Annotated in this window: 12 protein-coding genes and 1 CRISPR repeat array; of the genes, 11 read left to right on the top strand and 1 reads right to left on the bottom strand. The window is 50.3% G+C overall.

Annotated elements, in window-relative coordinates; genetic code table 11:
- Positions 1-118 precede the first annotated feature (118 nt).
- Positions 119-1,234: a macrolide transporter subunit MacA gene (macA, locus tag AACS80_RS01220; RefSeq protein WP_130205251.1), complete on the top strand. Its 1,116-nt coding sequence runs from the start codon at positions 119-121 to the stop codon at positions 1,232-1,234.
- Positions 1,231-3,177, top strand: coding sequence for a macrolide ABC transporter ATP-binding protein/permease MacB (gene macB, locus AACS80_RS01225; protein ID WP_135491094.1), 1,947 nt, complete (start codon positions 1,231-1,233; stop codon positions 3,175-3,177). Before macA ends, macB begins: the two co-directional genes overlap by 4 nt.
- Positions 3,178-3,249: 72 nt before the next feature.
- On the opposite strand, the gene cspD is transcribed toward macB, so the two are convergent.
- Positions 3,250-3,474 (bottom strand): cold shock-like protein CspD, encoded by a 225-nt coding sequence (cspD, locus tag AACS80_RS01230; RefSeq protein WP_064530179.1) that lies wholly within the window; start codon positions 3,472-3,474, stop codon positions 3,250-3,252.
- A 149-nt stretch (positions 3,475-3,623) separates the two neighbouring features.
- Here cspD and AACS80_RS01235 point away from each other — a divergent pair, with 149 nt between their 5' ends.
- The 9 genes from AACS80_RS01235 (at position 3,624) to cas6f (ending at position 16,503) form a co-directional block, all read left to right on the top strand.
- Complete coding sequence (locus AACS80_RS01235) at positions 3,624-3,698, top strand: hypothetical protein (RefSeq protein WP_214251107.1); 75 nt, start codon at positions 3,624-3,626, stop codon at positions 3,696-3,698.
- A 98-nt stretch (positions 3,699-3,796) separates the two neighbouring features.
- Positions 3,797-4,117: an ATP-dependent Clp protease adapter ClpS gene (clpS, locus tag AACS80_RS01240; protein WP_000520781.1), complete on the top strand. Its 321-nt coding sequence runs from the start codon at positions 3,797-3,799 to the stop codon at positions 4,115-4,117.
- Between the two features lie 30 nt (positions 4,118-4,147).
- Positions 4,148-6,424, top strand: a complete 2,277-nt coding sequence (gene clpA, locus AACS80_RS01245; RefSeq protein WP_131162174.1) for an ATP-dependent Clp protease ATP-binding subunit ClpA — start codon at positions 4,148-4,150, stop codon at positions 6,422-6,424.
- A gap of 213 nt (positions 6,425-6,637) precedes the next feature.
- Positions 6,638-7,986: direct repeats of the CRISPR family, unit length 28 nt; unit sequence GTTCACTGCCGTACAGGCAGCTTAGAAA.
- A 171-nt stretch (positions 7,987-8,157) separates the two neighbouring features.
- Entirely contained in the window at positions 8,158-9,141 is a 984-nt protein-coding gene (cas1f, locus tag AACS80_RS01250; RefSeq protein ID WP_135409815.1) for a type I-F CRISPR-associated endonuclease Cas1f, read from the top strand.
- Positions 9,138-12,371: a type I-F CRISPR-associated helicase Cas3f gene (cas3f, locus tag AACS80_RS01255; protein WP_138183622.1), complete on the top strand. Its 3,234-nt coding sequence runs from the start codon at positions 9,138-9,140 to the stop codon at positions 12,369-12,371. The genes cas1f and cas3f overlap by 4 nt, the downstream gene beginning before the upstream one ends.
- A gap of 327 nt (positions 12,372-12,698) precedes the next feature.
- Positions 12,699-14,006, top strand: coding sequence for a type I-F CRISPR-associated protein Csy1 (csy1, locus tag AACS80_RS01260; protein ID WP_135409816.1), 1,308 nt, complete (start codon positions 12,699-12,701; stop codon positions 14,004-14,006).
- A complete protein-coding gene (gene csy2 / locus AACS80_RS01265) occupies positions 14,003-14,926 on the top strand; it encodes a type I-F CRISPR-associated protein Csy2 (RefSeq protein WP_135409817.1) in 924 nt (307 codons plus the stop codon). Before csy1 ends, csy2 begins: the two co-directional genes overlap by 4 nt.
- Before the next feature lie 10 nt (positions 14,927-14,936).
- On the top strand, positions 14,937-15,938 hold the full coding sequence (gene csy3 / locus AACS80_RS01270; protein ID WP_135409818.1) for a type I-F CRISPR-associated protein Csy3: 1,002 nt from the start codon (positions 14,937-14,939) through the stop codon (positions 15,936-15,938).
- A gap of 10 nt (positions 15,939-15,948) precedes the next feature.
- Positions 15,949-16,503: a type I-F CRISPR-associated endoribonuclease Cas6/Csy4 gene (gene cas6f / locus AACS80_RS01275; protein WP_135409819.1), complete on the top strand. Its 555-nt coding sequence runs from the start codon at positions 15,949-15,951 to the stop codon at positions 16,501-16,503.
- The last annotated feature ends 208 nt before the right edge of the window (positions 16,504-16,711 follow it).

Genomic DNA, 16,711 nt, shown 5'->3' on the forward strand with positions numbered 1-16,711 from the left:
CATCGGGCATCTTAACCAAACATCAATCGTATAATTACTAACGTAAATTTTAGATTTTTGTTGATGTTTCGTTGAAGTTGGCAGCCCCGTGCGCGCATATGGAGCATTCAGAGTATTTATGAAAAAGCGAAAAAACCTTAAGAAGCGTTACGCTATTGCGCTGGTGATAGTCATCGCTGCGCTGATTGCGTTGTGGAGAACACTCAACGCGCCCGTGCCGACTTATCAGACATTGATTGTCCGCCCCGGTGATTTGCAGCAAAGCGTGCTGGCGACCGGAAAGCTGGACGCGCTGCGTAAGGTTGACGTGGGCGCGCAGGTCAGCGGTCAGTTGAAAACGCTGTCGGTGGCGATTGGCGATAAAGTAAAAAAAGACCAGCTTTTAGGGGTTATTGATCCTGAACAGGCTGAAAACCAGATCAAGGAAGTGGAAGCGACACTGATGGAGCTGCGTGCGCAAAGGCAACAGGCAGAAGCAGAACTGAAACTGGCACGGGTGACATACTCACGCCAGCAACGACTGGCGCAAACGCAGGCGGTTTCGCAACAGGATCTCGACACCGCAGCGACGGAGATGGCAGTTAAACAGGCGCAAATAGGTACTATCGATGCGCAAATCAAACGGAATCAGGCGTCACTCGACACGGCGAAAACGAATCTCGATTACACCCGCATCGTTGCCCCGATGGCAGGTGAAGTTACGCAAATCACCACTCTGCAAGGGCAGACGGTAATTGCCGCACAACAAGCGCCAAACATTCTGACGCTGGCAGATATGAGTACCATGCTGGTGAAAGCGCAGGTGTCGGAAGCAGATGTCATTCACCTGAAACCCGGTCAAAAAGCCTGGTTCACCGTGCTTGGCGATCCGCTGACGCGCTACGAGGGGCAGATTAAAGATGTGCTGCCGACGCCAGAAAAGGTCAACGACGCCATTTTCTACTACGCCCGTTTTGAAGTGCCAAACCCCAATGGTTTACTGCGCCTGGATATGACTGCGCAAGTCCACATTCAACTCACTGATGTGAAAAACGTACTCACCATTCCGTTGTCGGCACTGGGGGATTCGGTTGGTGATAACCGTTATAAAATCAAACTGCTGCGTAATGGCGAAATACGCGAGCGCGAAGTGACGATTGGCGCGCGCAATGACACCGATGTTGAGATTGTCAAAGGACTGGAAGCGGGCGATGAAGTGGTGATTGGTGAGGCCAAACCAGGAGCTGAACAATGACGCCCTTGCTCGAACTAAAGGATATTCGCCGTAGCTATCCTGCTGGAGACGAGCAGGTTGAGGTGCTAAAGGGCATCAGCCTGGATATTTATGCAGGTGAGATGGTGGCAATTGTCGGTGCTTCGGGCTCCGGTAAATCGACCCTGATGAATATTCTCGGCTGCCTGGATAAAGCGACCAGTGGAACCTATCGCGTTGCCGGCCAGGATGTTGCCACGCTGGACGCCGATGCGCTGGCGCAGCTTCGTCGCGAGCATTTCGGCTTTATTTTCCAGCGTTACCATTTGCTTTCGCACTTAACCGCCGAGCAGAACGTTGAAGTACCCGCCGTTTATGCCGGACTTGAGCGTAAACAGCGATTGCTGCGCGCTCAGGAGTTGCTGCAACGACTGGGGCTGGAAGACCGTACAGAGTATTATCCAGCCCAGCTTTCCGGTGGCCAGCAGCAGCGTGTCAGTATTGCTCGTGCGTTAATGAACGGTGGGCAGGTGATCCTCGCCGATGAACCTACCGGCGCACTGGACAGCCATTCTGGCGAAGAGGTGATGGCGATATTGCATCAGCTGCGCGATCGCGGGCACACGGTGATTATCGTTACCCACGATCCACAGGTTGCGGCTCAGGCGGAGCGGGTAATCGAAATTCGTGACGGCGAAATTGTGCGTAATCCTCCCGCCATTGAAAAGGTGAATGCCGCCACGGGGACGGAATCGATAGTCAAAACGGCGTCTGGCTGGCGGCAATTCGTCAGTGGTTTTAATGAGGCGCTGACGATGGCGTGGCGGGCGCTGGCAGCGAATAAAATGCGCACCTTACTGACCATGCTGGGGATTATTATTGGTATTGCGTCGGTGGTTTCTATCGTCGTGGTGGGCGATGCCGCCAAACAAATGGTGCTGGCGGATATTCGTTCTATTGGTACGAATACTATTGATGTCTATCCCGGGAAAGATTTTGGCGATGACGATCCGCAATATCAGCAGGCGCTAAAGTACGACGACTTAATCGCCATCCAAAAACAACCGTGGGTCGCCTCTGCCACGCCCGCCGTCTCGCAAAACCTGCGCCTGCGTTATAACAATGTTGATGTTGCCGCCAGCGCCAACGGTGTGAGCGGCGATTATTTCAATGTCTACGGCATGACCTTCAGCGAAGGGAACACCTTTAACCAGGAGCAACTGAACGGCCGCGCACAGGTGGTGGTTCTCGACAGTAACACCCGCCGCCAGCTTTTCCCGCATAAGGCCGATGTGATTGGTGAGGTCATTCTGGTTGGTAATATGCCTGCGAGAGTCATCGGCGTGGCGGAAGAAAAACAGTCGATGTTTGGTAGCAGTAAAGTGCTGCGCGTCTGGTTACCTTACAGCACCATGTCCGGGCGGGTTATGGGCCAGTCGTGGCTGAACTCCATCACTGTAAGAGTAAAAGAAGGCTATGACAGCACCGAAGCGGAACAACAACTCACCCGTTTGTTGTCGCTGCGCCATGGCAAAAAAGACTTCTTTACCTGGAACATGGACGGCGTCTTGAAAACAGTCGAAAAAACCACACGTACTTTACAACTGTTTCTGACTCTGGTGGCGGTGATTTCGCTGGTGGTAGGCGGCATTGGCGTTATGAATATTATGCTGGTGTCAGTAACGGAGCGGACGCGGGAAATTGGTATTCGTATGGCTGTTGGCGCGCGTGCCAGCGATGTTCTGCAACAATTTCTGATTGAAGCCGTGCTGGTTTGCCTGGTGGGCGGCGCGATGGGGATAATGCTGTCGCTGTTAATTGCCTTCACCCTACAGCTTTTTTTACCCGGCTGGGAGATAGGCTTTTCTCCACTGGCGTTGCTGCTGGCGTTTTTATGCTCAACCGTTACGGGCATTTTATTTGGCTGGCTACCTGCACGAAATGCGGCACGGCTGGATCCAGTGGATGCTTTGGCGCGAGAGTGATTTTTGAGATAAAAATGCCAGCCGATCGAGCTGGCATTTTGCCTTTAGGATGTACACAATGAGACAGAAGAGCTATGCGACTGCTACTTCTACTTCGACGGGCACAATAACACTGGCGTGATTGCCTTTTGGCCCTTGGTGGACATCAAACTGAACGGGTTGTCCAGCTTTTAGCGTTCTGTAACCATCCATCTGGATGGTGGAATAATGAGCGAAAATATCTTCGCCACCGCCTTCAGGGCAGATGAAACCGAACCCTTTGGCATTGTTGAACCACTTAACAGTACCCTTTTCCATGCTTCGACATCCTTCGCAAATCTTATATAAGTAAGATGGAATAAACCGGGGTCAGAGAGGGGGCAGTTCAAAACCTCGCCAACTCTTGAAATACAATTTAGAGAAATGGGGCGAGTCGTCAAGCGTTTGACAGGGGCCAGGGGGTAGGTATGCATCAAAAATTTGAAGCAGTTAACGCTATTGACAGTAATGTCACTGATGTCGCTTATACCAACGATAGATGATAATTATCTATCATGTGGAGTAGATTGGTCAGGCAAATACGCTCTTGTCAGCGGCAGAGCGTTCTGCCGGTAACCGTAACCGAAGATGATAACTGACAATGGGTAAAACGAACGACTGGCTGGACTTTGATCAACTGGCGGAAGAAAAAGTTCGCGACGCGCTAAAACCGCCATCTATGTATAAAGTGATATTAGTCAATGATGATTACACTCCAATGGAGTTTGTTATTGACGTGTTACAAAAATTCTTTTCTTATGATGTAGAACGTGCAACGCAATTGATGCTTGCTGTTCACTACCAGGGGAAGGCCATTTGCGGAGTCTTTACCGCTGAGGTTGCAGAAACCAAAGTGGCGATGGTGAACAAGTACGCAAGGGAGAACGAGCATCCATTGCTGTGTACGCTGGAAAAAGCCTGAATGCAGGTATAAAAATTGGGGGAGGTGCCTATGCTCAATCAAGAACTGGAACTCAGTTTAAATATGGCTTTCGCCAGAGCGCGCGAGCACCGTCATGAGTTTATGACCGTCGAGCACTTGTTACTGGCATTGCTCAGTAACCCATCGGCCCGGGAGGCGCTGGAAGCGTGTTCCGTGGACCTGGTTGCGCTCCGTCAGGAACTGGAAGCCTTTATTGAACAAACCACACCTGTTCTGCCCGCCAGTGAAGAGGAGCGCGACACGCAGCCGACCTTGAGTTTTCAGCGTGTATTGCAGCGTGCGGTCTTCCATGTTCAGTCCTCCGGTCGCAGTGAGGTTACCGGTGCGAATGTTCTGGTCGCTATCTTTAGTGAACAGGAGTCGCAGGCGGCGTATCTGTTGCGCAAACATGAAGTCAGCCGTCTTGATGTGGTGAACTTTATTTCTCATGGCACGCGTAAAGACGAGCCATCTCAGTCTTCTGAACCAGGAAACCAGCCGAGCAGTGAAGAACAAGCTGGTGGGGAGGACCGTATGGAGAATTTCACGACTAATCTGAACCAGCTTGCACGCGTGGGCGGAATTGACCCGCTGATTGGTCGTGAGAAGGAACTGGAGCGCGCCATTCAGGTTCTCTGCCGCCGCCGTAAAAACAACCCGCTGCTGGTTGGGGAGTCTGGCGTCGGTAAAACTGCGATTGCTGAAGGTCTTGCCTGGCGAATTGTTCAGGGCGATGTGCCGGAAATCATGGCTGACTGTACGATTTACTCTCTCGATATCGGCTCCCTGTTAGCAGGCACCAAATATCGCGGCGATTTTGAAAAACGTTTTAAAGCGTTGCTCAAACAGCTGGAACAGGATACTAACAGCATCCTGTTTATCGATGAGATCCATACCATCATTGGAGCGGGCGCAGCGTCTGGCGGGCAGGTAGATGCAGCCAACCTGATCAAACCGTTGCTCTCCAGCGGTAAAATTCGCGTGATTGGATCGACGACCTATCAGGAGTTCAGCAACATTTTCGAGAAAGACCGTGCTCTGGCGCGTCGCTTCCAGAAAATCGACATTACTGAACCGTCGATCGAAGAAACTGTGCAAATCATCAATGGCCTGAAACCGAAGTACGAAGCGCACCACGATGTGCGTTATACCGCGAAAGCGGTGCGTGCGGCGGTGGAGCTGGCGGTGAAATACATTAACGATCGTCATCTGCCGGACAAAGCGATTGACGTTATCGATGAAGCGGGCGCTCGCGCACGTTTGATGCCGGTAAGCAAGCGCAAGAAAACGGTGAATGTGGCGGATATCGAGTCCGTGGTAGCCCGTATTGCACGTATCCCTGAGAAGAGCGTTTCTCAGAGTGACCGCGATACGCTGAAAAATCTTGGCGATCGCCTGAAAATGCTGGTCTTCGGTCAGGATAAAGCCATTGAAGCGCTTACCGAGGCCATCAAGATGGCGCGTGCGGGTTTAGGTCACGAACATAAACCTGTTGGTTCATTCCTGTTTGCTGGTCCAACCGGGGTCGGGAAAACCGAGGTGACGGTACAGCTTTCCAAAGCACTGGGTATTGAGCTTCTGCGCTTTGATATGTCCGAATATATGGAACGTCATACTGTCAGCCGCCTGATTGGTGCGCCTCCAGGATACGTTGGTTTTGATCAGGGCGGTCTGTTGACCGATGCGGTCATCAAGCATCCGCACGCGGTGCTGCTGCTGGACGAAATCGAGAAAGCGCATCCGGACGTATTCAATATTCTGTTGCAGGTGATGGACAACGGCACGCTGACCGATAACAACGGGCGCAAGGCCGATTTCCGTAACGTGGTACTGGTGATGACCACCAATGCCGGGGTACGTGAAACCGAGCGTAAATCCATTGGTCTTATCCAGCAGGATAACAGCACCGATGCGATGGAAGAGATCAAGAAGATCTTTACGCCGGAGTTCCGTAACCGTCTCGACAACATTATTTGGTTCGATCATCTCTCTACAGACGTGATCCACCAGGTGGTTGATAAGTTTATCGTCGAGTTGCAGGTTCAGTTGGATCAGAAAGGTGTTTCTCTGGAAGTGAGCCAGGAAGCGCGTAACTGGCTGGCTGAGAAAGGTTACGACCGGGCGATGGGCGCGCGTCCGATGGCACGTGTGATTCAGGATAACCTGAAAAAACCGCTCGCTAACGAACTGCTGTTTGGCTCGCTGGTGGATGGTGGCCAGGTGACAGTCGCGCTGGATAAAGATAAAAATGAGCTGACCTACGGGTTCCAGAGTGCACAAAAGCATAAACCGGAAGCCGCGCATTAATCAGATTGTTAAGTAGGTTGGTGAAGTCCGTAATCTCGTCAGAGGTTACGGACTTTTTGTTTATGGGGTGGGGGAAGTTCGGACCCTTTTTTTGATGATGATGGTAAGTTGTTGATAATTAGTGCTGCTGGAAGGTAAGGATAAAAAAGGGTGGCAGCAGGAAAATGAGATGGTTTTGCTTTATTAACAACGGGCTAAACGTGTAGTATTTGAGTTCACTGCCGTACAGGCAGCTTAGAAAGTCGCAATAATTGATATTGTTATTTTTCCAATGTTCACTGCCGTACAGGCAGCTTAGAAAGGCAGTTCGGGAACAACTGGCGGCGGGAGTGCGTTCACTGCCGTACAGGCAGCTTAGAAAATTTTGAATTATTCCTCTCAATGCCGTTTTAAGTTCACTGCCGTACAGGCAGCTTAGAAAGAGCAGGCGCTCAAATAGCGCGACACCACCCAGTTCACTGCCGTACAGGCAGCTTAGAAAACGAGGAAACGAATATGAACGGCGCTTTTACTGTTCACTGCCGTACAGGCAGCTTAGAAATGTTCCAGCGTGTTAATTCCGTTTTCGTGAAAGTTCACTGCCGTACAGGCAGCTTAGAAACGTTAAATCGGAACTATTAGCAGAATTACAGCGTTCACTGCCGTACAGGCAGCTTAGAAAGCTGCTGTATTGTTAATGACAATATTTACAGGGTTCACTGCCGTACAGGCAGCTTAGAAAGACTGAATCCGCGTCGGTTGCCTCAGCGATCACGTTCACTGCCGTACAGGCAGCTTAGAAATGGCGGCGACGGACTACAACCGCCGCAACTCTGTTCACTGCCGTACAGGCAGCTTAGAAAGAATAAACTTCTTCCAGTTTGGCCTGGTCAGTGTTCACTGCCGTACAGGCAGCTTAGAAAGCGTAGCCCGTGGCTTTTTTCATATGTGCGCCGTTCACTGCCGTACAGGCAGCTTAGAAAAGTTTATTGGCCTCGTCCCGCGCCTCCTGAGAGTTCACTGCCGTACAGGCAGCTTAGAAAAGAATGGCAAGGATGCTATCGATAAATTTAGCGTTCACTGCCGTACAGGCAGCTTAGAAAACAAGCCGGGCATTTAAGGGCGTTGTCGCTAAGTTCACTGCCGTACAGGCAGCTTAGAAACCCCTGTGTGCCCATGAACACCCACACGACACGTTCACTGCCGTACAGGCAGCTTAGAAAGGATCAATCCAGATGTCGTCAGGGAACTCAGCGTTCACTGCCGTACAGGCAGCTTAGAAAACCTGGCTTGCTGCGCGTAATTCAGTACAAACGTTCACTGCCGTACAGGCAGCTTAGAAAGCGCGGCTTCACGAGATATCGACGCGCAATCAGTTCACTGCCGTACAGGCAGCTTAGAAAATCATAATAGACGGTAAAATTAATGCGTTATTGTTCACTGCCGTACAGGCAGCTTAGAAAGGTAGTTTCTGTCCCGGAGCTGGCTGCTGCCGGTTCACTGCCGCACAGGCAGCTTAGAAATGTTGAGCAATGTAATCGGGGTCAGATACATCGTTCACTGCCCTACAGGCAGTTTCACAAATACGATGATGGCAGAAATTTAGCTGCGTTATGGCGCTCTCAACTCCGAACCATTAGCCGCAACGTGCAATAACAATTGTGATAATTGCGATAGAAATCAATTTCTCGCACAGAAATCAATGCTGTACTAATCCTAACTCCTTCAAATAAAAATAATCACAGGATGTGTTTATGTCTTCCAATTACCTTACTCCATCTGACCTCAAGACCATTCTCCACTCTAAACGCGCCAATATTTATTATCTGGAAAAATGTCGGGTGCAGGTGAATGGTGGGCGAGTGGAATATATTACCAGTGAAGGTAAGGAGTCGTACTACTGGAATATCCCCATTGCGAATACCACGGCATTGATGTTGGGGATGGGAACATCCGTAACTCAGGCGGCGATGCGTGAATTTGCCCATGCCGGGGTGATGGTGGGCTTTTGTGGTACGGATGGCACGCCGCTGTATTCGGCAAATGAAGTTGATGTTGATGTCTCCTGGCTCAGTCCGCAAAGCGAATATCGTCCTACTGAATATCTTCAGCAGTGGGTTTCTTTTTGGTTTGCTGAAGATAAACGACTTGCCGCCGCGAAACGTTTTCAGTTACTCCGCCTGACACATATCGATAAGCACTGGACCAGCGCGAAAATGCAGCGTGAACACGCCTTTCAGCCTGATGCTAATGCACTGCAGACCCTACTAAATCGTACTCGTGAAGAAATAGACGCGGCAGAAAACCATACGCAGCTTATGCTCGTAGAGGCCAAATTGACCAAAGCACTCTACAAAATGGTGAGCCAAACCGTGGGCTATGGCGACTTTACTCGCGCAAAACGGGGCGGTGGGATTGATATGGCTAACCGCTTCCTCGATCAGGGTAATTATCTGGCTTATGGGCTGGCAGCAGTGGCAGCGTGGGTAACCGGAATCCCGCATGGTTTAGCAGTAATGCACGGTAAAACACGTCGCGGTGGCCTCGTTTTTGACCTTGCCGATCTGATTAAAGATGCCCTGGTTATGCCACAAGCATTTATTGCCGCAATGGCGGGAGAAGATGCTCAGGAGTTTCGTCAACGCTGCATCAATATCTTTCAACAAGCGGATGCGCTGGATGTCATGATCACCTCTTTGCAAGATACGGCCCAGGCACTGGCTAAGGCTGATCAATGAATGTTCTGATTATCTCGCGCTGTACAAAAAACGCCCGCGTGGAAAGCTGCCGTATTATTGATCAGTTTGCTGAACGCACCGGTGATGCCGCATGGCAAACAGTGATTACTCTGGAAGGCGTTAATACACTCCGCCGTTTACTGCGCAAAACTGCCAGGCGAAATACCGCAGTGGCATGTCACTGGCTGAAAAAGAACGGGCAAATGGAGTTGATGTGGATTGTGGGTAATATTCGTCGTTTTAATGCACAGGGACGCGTTCCCACGAATCGAACAACCCAAACCAGCCTGGTGAACAAAGAAGAAAATCGCTGGCAATGCGCGGAGAGCATTGCGCTGCTGGCGGCTATCGCCGGGTTGTTTCATGATTTTGGTAAAGCAGGACGCAGCTTTCAGCAAAGCCTGACCCATGAGAGCGCACGCAGTTATCAACCTTATCGGCATGAATGGATCTCACTGCGGCTCTTTCAGGCGTTTGTTGGTGAACAGCCAGACGATGTGTGGCTGGAGAAACTCGGGGAATTAACGGCAGATGATGAAGTTGCGATTCTTGAACGTCTGCAAAAAGACACGCCTCATTTTTCAAATAGTCCATTCAGTTCGCTGCAACTGCTAGCCAGGACGGTAGGTTGGCTGATCCTTTCCCATCATCGAATGCCGGAGAATCTTTCTCCACAGCCGGAACAATCATGCAAAGGGTGTGAAAGTTGGCTGGAGAAGCAACTGAATGCTGACTGGAATGCCGTTAACCACCGCAAAAATGACTGGACGCAACAGGATTTTGAGCAAGTCTGGCAGTTTCCGTCAGGAACGCCGCTTCAAAGCGCGAGCTGGCGGGAAAAAGCGCGTCAGATTTCTCGCCGGGCAAGCAACGCGCTCGGTTTAAAGACATACGGGCAGATGGAACAGTTGTTCCCCTTACATATGGCGCGTTTTTGCCTGATGCTTGCCGATCACTACTATTCATCTAATAACGCGCAGCAAAAATGGCAGGACCCGGAATATATCGTCTGGGCAAATAGCGATCGCCAAAGCGGCACGCTCAAACAACGGGTAGACGAACATCTTGTGGGCGTCGCGCATCATGCGTATCTGCTTGGGCGGCAACTGATGCACACACGGGCATCGCTTCCGGCAATTGCCCGACATAAAGGTTTTAGCCAGCGGGCCACAGATGTGAAATATCGCTGGCAAGATAAAGCCTGGGATGTGGCGCGAGCGCTACGTGAACGAAGTCGTGAAGAGGGATTTTTCGGCGTCAATATGGCCTCGACGGGTTGTGGTAAAACCTTTGCGAACGCCCGCATTATGTATGCACTTGCCGACGAGCGAGAAGGGTGCCGATTTACCGTTGCGCTGGGATTGCGCACGCTGACTTTGCAAACCGGCGATGCTCTGCGCAGTCGGCTTGGACTAGGTGAGGATGAGCTGGCGGTACTGATTGGTTCGGCGGCAGTTAAGCAACTGTGGCAGCAGGAAAAAATAGACAATGATTACGGAAGTGCTTCGCAAGAGTCGCCAATAGAGGAGCTACAGTTCGTTAAGTACGAAGGCAGCCTGCATACCGGGGCGCTGGAAAAATGGTTGAAGGATGACAGCAAACTTAAGGAGTTAGTGACCGCGCCGATTCTGGTCTCGACGATTGATCATCTTATTTCTGCGACTGAGGGTGTGCGTGGCGGGAAACAGCTTCCGGCAATGTTGCGCCTGTTAACCAGCGATTTAGTGCTCGACGAACCTGATGACTTTGATATTGCCGATCTTCATGCGGTATGTCGTTTGATGAACTGGGCCGGGATGCTAGGAACGCGGGTACTACTCTCCTCGGCGACGCTACCTCCAGGGCTGATTCAGGCGTTGTTCGCGGCTTATCTCGCTGGGCGTAAAATGTGGCAGACGTCTTGTGGTACCAACGGCAGGCCCGTCAATATCTGCTGTGCCTGGTTTGATGAAAAAGATGCTGATGCAACGCAAATTTTCGACGGGCCTGGGTTTCGTGATGCACATGCCAAATTTGTTGCACGGCGAGCGGTGATGCTGGCTGAAAAAGAGCGACTGCATTTCGGGCGTGTAGCTTCAATTTCATCTGCATCAAGCGCGATACAAGACGTTACCGAAAGTGTGGCCCAGACGGTGCATACGCAAATGCTGAAGTTGCATCAGGCGCATCGCCAGCGACACGAAAGCGGTAAAACCGTTTCGCTTGGCCTGGTGCGTTTCGCGAATATCAACCCACTGGTTGCGGTGACCAAAGCCCTGATTGCCATTCCTTCACCAGAAGATGTCTGCATTCATTACTGTGTTTACCACTCCCGACACCCGCTGGCGGTGCGTTCAGATATTGAGAAGCGGCTGGATCGCGCTTTTACTCGTCATAACGAACTCGATTTCTGGAGCAACGAAGATATCGCAGATGCTTTACATAACAGTCCGGAATCGCACCATCTTTTTGTGGTGTTGGGGACATCGGTTATAGAAGTGGGGCGTGACTGGGATGCGGACTGGGGAATTATTGAACCAAGCTCCATGCGTTCGATTATTCAATTTGCCGGACGTATTCAGCGCCACCGTAGAAATGTGCCGACCAGTGAGAATCTGGTTATTTTGCGTAGCAATATCAAATCATTGCAGAAAAAAGCCCCCGCATTTTGTAAGCCTGGTTTCGAAACAAAAGAACACTTGCTGAATAGCCACGATATTTGCGAACTGATTCCGATCGCGGACTACCGGACGATTAACGCCTTGCCGCGGATCCTGTCTGCCAATAATGACAACAAACTGGCGGAGCTTGAACATAGTCGTTTATCCGCCGAATTGATGAGCAGTAAAAGCAAGCATGTGGTGGCGGCGCAATGGTGGCGTGCACCGCTAAGCTGGAACGGCTGGATGCAGCGCCAGACGCCATTTCGTTATTCCCCTTTGCCGGAGGCGGTGTTTTTTCTGCATATGGAAGATGAAGAAAGCGAAGCGCGTTTCTATTCCCGTACGGGCGACAACGAGCGTAAAGCGCAAGGGAATTTCAGGCGAGAAGAGGTGAGATGCGCCAGCGGCGTCGCTTGCTGGGGCGTGATGGATTACCGACACGTTTTGTTGAATTTAGCTGATAAGCAAGGTTGTGAAATACAGCGTGTTGGAGAAATGTTTGCTGAAGTGAGAGTACCGGCCAGTGAAGAAGATGCAGTCGATGACTGGCGTTATCACCCGTGGTTAGGGGTGTTTCGCAACCTGTGATGGGGCGCTAGCTGCCTGTACGGCAGTTTACAAGTCCGTATCCGGAGATACCTCTATTTCTTAGCTGCCGATGGCAGTGCGTGAATGTTAGCCATTAAATTATTGCGTGGCAAATAGTGAATTATGTTAATATAACACCAGGTGATTACATGTGGCGTAGTTAAATTGAACCGAAGATAACTCTAGGATGATAATTCATGTTAATCACTACGGGCGTTGCCCCTTTTGCTGTATGCGTCGTTGTACTGAAGCCATGTTGGGCTACGGAGATTTTTCAGTGAAGTCAGGGAGCAACTTCAATTTGATGGATTAACGAAAGGAGCCGAGATGGAAAAAACGGCGCTAATACAATTTATAACTGACTACATCGCTTCGCGAAGGCAACCCAAAATCGAAGCCTTTGAAAAAGAAGCAGCAAAGCGACTGGAGCAGGGCGAGGACGCCAGCGTTATCGCTCTGGAGCGACAGGAACTCGAAGCACGCTACCTGCCACGTAACTGGTTAACGGATGCGGCAAAGCGTGCCGGGCAAATCAAATTAGTCACTCATGGCGCTAAATTCAGTCATGGTGATTCTAAAGCCAGTAGCTTTTATCTGGAAACCTCCGCTAACGAAAGCTATTTAAACACGGCATCGTTGGCGAATGTCGCTACTGACGCGATTGGTAACGCCGCCGCACTTGACGTCGCAAAGTTGCTACAAACCGATGTGAACGGAGATTCACTGCTTGCCAGCCTGAAGCGTGGTGATTATCAGGCATTAAGTACGTTTGCAGAGGATAAAGCGCAACTGGAACAGTGGGTAACAGGGTTTAGCCAGGCATGGACAATTGGACGGCCTGTCAGCCATAAACTGGCAAAACAAATCTATTTCCCTGTTGCAGATAGTTATCACCTGTTATGCCCGCTGTTTTCCAGTTCACTGGCGCAGGCGATGTATGAAAAGCTAACGGCTGTTCGCTTTAGTGAGGAATCGAAAGCCATTCGCGATGCCCGCAAAGCAGGAAAATGGCACTCCCAGCCAGATATCCGGTTTCCTAATCTTGCCGAAATGCATTTTGGTGGCACAAAACCGCAGAATATTTCTCTGCTCAATAGTGTGCGTGGTGGTCGTGTCTGGCTGTTGCCATCAATGCCACCTACCTGGGAGACGCTGGATCGCGCACCACAAAACATGCGCAGTATTTTTTCCCTACGCGGCGATTTCAATCGGGCGGCTTCAGGCATCATAGCCCGGATGACTTACCTGCTGAAGGTTGACATAAACAATGTTCATATCCGAACTGCGCGGGCGAAATATATTGATGAGTTGATTGATCTGCTGTTCATGCAGGCGTCTTCATTTCAGCAAGAAAAATGGCAGGGATGGTCCGCGCAATCACCAGACTTACCTCGCCACCAACAACTTTGGCTGGACCCGTGGCGAAGCCTCTCAGATGAGACTTTCAAACAGGAGCGTGAGAAAAACGACTGGCAAGAGACGGTAGCCGATGATTTCGCGCGCTGGCTGAACTATCGCCTGAAAAAAGCCCGTTTCGATGTCGGTGCTGTCGAGCAAAGAGAGTGGCGCAGTCAGTCCCTGTTTACTCAACGGATGCGTGAAATGGAAGCTGTTCTGCAGGAGGCGCTGAAATGAGTTATCTGCTCTTGTTACCCCATGTACGCATCGAAAACGCTAACGCCGTCTCCGGGTTGACCTGGGGATTCCCGTCGATGACCCATTTTCTCGGTTATGTCCATGCGCTTTCTCGAAAGGTCGTGGATGAATTTGGCGTAAGTTTTGACGGTTGTGCGGTAGTAAGCCATGAACAGCATATTCAGGCGTACAGCTCCGGGCGCGATTTTCAATTCGCTCTCACCCGTAACCCATTAACCAGAGAAGGTAAAACCGCCTCGTTCAATGAAGAGGGCCGTATGCACCTGACGGTTTCTCTGCTGATTGAATGTAATGGCGAAATTACCAATGGTGAATATGGCAGAAAAGCTCTTTGCGACCATCTGAAAATGCTCTGCCAGAGCCACAAACTGGCGGGCGGCAGCATTGTTGACATGCGCGAACCACAGCTTTTTCATGCCCCTGAAGATGAAAAGCAACTGCGTAAAATCGTCTGGCGGTTAATGCCGGGTTATGCGCTTTACGATCGCAGTGAATGGCTGGCTGAACATCACCAACAACATCCCGATATATCGTTGCTTGATGCCTGGCTTGATTTTGCTGCCGTTAAATATCAGGCCGAATCTCCGGCAGAAGACAACAGCGCACAATGGGTATACCAGCCGAAGCCAATGCCTGGTTTCCTGGTACCGTTAATGTGTGGCTACCAACGCATTTCTCCTGTTTACGCACCCGGTGAAGTTGAAAATGCGCGCGATACCTCAACACCATTTGCCTTTGCCGAAGCAGTTTATGGCATTGGCGAATGGCGCGGATTACATCGTATTACTGGCTTGCAACCGCTGATGTGGCGTTACCGTACAACGGACACTGGCTACTATTGCTCGGCAATACCAGTCGTTGACGACCCTATTACTAATGAAGATGACGATACAGAATAAGGACATAATTATGGCAAAGGCTCCTGTAACAATAAAAACGGCGTCGGTACTGGCATTTGAGCGCAAACTGGCAACCTCTGACGCGGTGATGTACGCAGGTAACTGGCAAGGAAATGAATGGCAACCTATTGAGATTCAGGAGAAAGCCGTTCGCGGAACCATCTCCAATCGCCTGAAAGATGCAATTTCCAGTAATGCGTTAAAGCTGAATGCAGAAATCCAAAAAGCCAACTTGCAGCGGGTAGATGTAGCCTCGCTTCCGGTAGATGCGGATACGCTAAAAGTGGTGTTTACGCTGCGCGTGCTGGGTAATTTATCCTCACCTTCAGTATGTAATGATATGGCCTATCAGGAGGCGCTTTCCGGCGTTATTGAAGGTTATATCAGTGAACATGGCTTTATAGAGTTGGCGCTTCGCTATGCCCTGAATCTGGCAAATGGTCGTTTTCTGTGGCGTAACCGTATCGGTGCCGAACAAATTCAGGTGAAAGTCACCGCTAACGACAAATCATGGACTTTTAACAGCCATGACTTCTCTTTACGTCAATTTGAACAGGGCCAGAGTAGCGTCACGAAACTGGCGGCAACGATTGAACAAGGATTAAGCGGAAAAGAGTGGGTGATGCTTACCGTTGAAGCGCAGGTTCGTCTTGGCGCCGGGCAAGAAGTTTTCCCGTCGCAGGAGCTGGTACTCGACAGCAACAGTAGCAAAAGTCGCGTGTTATACCAGGTGGCTGGCATTGCCGGTATCCACTCTCAGAAGATTGGCAATGCTTTACGTACCATCGATACCTGGCATCCAAAAGTGGATGAATTAGGTGCTATCGCCGTGGAACCATACGGTTCTGTAACCAGTCGCGGTGTGGCCTGCCGCCAACCGAAAGAAAAACTCGACTTTTATACCTTACTCGACAATTGGGTGACTAAAGGGATGAAACCAGACGTTGAGCAGCAGCACTACGTGATGGCTGTGCTGATCCGCGGCGGTGTCTTTGGTGAGAAATCGGAATAAGGAGCTGCCAATGGATCACTACCTTGAGATCCTCGTTCTACCAGATCCTGAATTTTCGAGCGAAATGTTGATGGCGGCGTTATTTGCCAAACTGCATCGGGCATTAGGTGCAAGAGGGCAAGGCGATATCGGCGTAAGTTTCCCGGACGTAAATGTTATGCCAGGAGCGCGTTTACGCTTGCATGGTAGCGCCCAGACATTACAGGCGCTTGAAGCCTCAGCGTGGCGTAAAGGACTAACGGACTATTGCCAATGTTCACCTGTCACTCCCGTTCCAGAAATAAAGGGCTGGCGAGTAGTAAGCCGTGTGCAGGTTAAAAGTAACCCCCAGCGTCTGTTAAGGCGTTCAGTGAAAAAAGGTTGGCTTACTGAAGAACAGGCGATTGAGCGACTGGCGACGCAAGCTGAACAGCGGACCGACTTACCTTTTCTTAATATGAAGAGTTTATCGAGTCAGCAACAGTTCAAATTGTTTATCCGACACGGGGATTTGCGTACAGAACCGGTTAAAGGGGTATTCAGTAGTTATGGATTAAGCGCAACCGCTACTATTCCCTGGTTTTGATTGGTTAGTTGGAATGTATAAAAGACCTGGCCTTACTGTCAGGTCTTTTTGTCTATTGAAAAGCCGATTTCTGGCTGGAAATAGAATAAGGAATTCAATGCCCTACACTTTCATAAGTATATGGATATTTATTTAAAACAAGCAATCCTCAATTAATAATACGTATTAATCTACCTTGTAATGACATCAAATAATGACGAATAGTAAA

Source organism: Escherichia sp. E4385 (assembly GCF_963883145.1).
Taxonomy (GTDB): Bacteria; Pseudomonadota; Gammaproteobacteria; order Enterobacterales; family Enterobacteriaceae; genus Escherichia.

Bases quoted from the DNA above. Each gene is read 5' to 3' on its own strand.
- macA (WP_130205251.1), top strand. From the start codon at position 119: ATGAAAAAGCGAAAAAACCTTAAGAAGCGTTACGCTATTGCGCTGGTG.
- macB (WP_135491094.1), top strand. From the start codon at position 1,231: ATGACGCCCTTGCTCGAACTAAAGGATATTCGCCGTAGCTATCCTGCT.
- cspD (WP_064530179.1), bottom strand. From the start codon at position 3,474: ATGGAAAAGGGTACTGTTAAGTGGTTCAACAATGCCAAAGGGTTCGGT.
- clpS (WP_000520781.1), top strand. From the start codon at position 3,797: ATGGGTAAAACGAACGACTGGCTGGACTTTGATCAACTGGCGGAAGAA.
- clpA (WP_131162174.1), top strand. From the start codon at position 4,148: ATGCTCAATCAAGAACTGGAACTCAGTTTAAATATGGCTTTCGCCAGA.
- cas1f (WP_135409815.1), top strand. From the start codon at position 8,158: ATGTCTTCCAATTACCTTACTCCATCTGACCTCAAGACCATTCTCCAC.
- cas3f (WP_138183622.1), top strand. From the start codon at position 9,138: ATGAATGTTCTGATTATCTCGCGCTGTACAAAAAACGCCCGCGTGGAA.
- csy1 (WP_135409816.1), top strand. From the start codon at position 12,699: ATGGAAAAAACGGCGCTAATACAATTTATAACTGACTACATCGCTTCG.
- csy2 (WP_135409817.1), top strand. From the start codon at position 14,003: ATGAGTTATCTGCTCTTGTTACCCCATGTACGCATCGAAAACGCTAAC.
- csy3 (WP_135409818.1), top strand. From the start codon at position 14,937: ATGGCAAAGGCTCCTGTAACAATAAAAACGGCGTCGGTACTGGCATTT.
- cas6f (WP_135409819.1), top strand. From the start codon at position 15,949: ATGGATCACTACCTTGAGATCCTCGTTCTACCAGATCCTGAATTTTCG.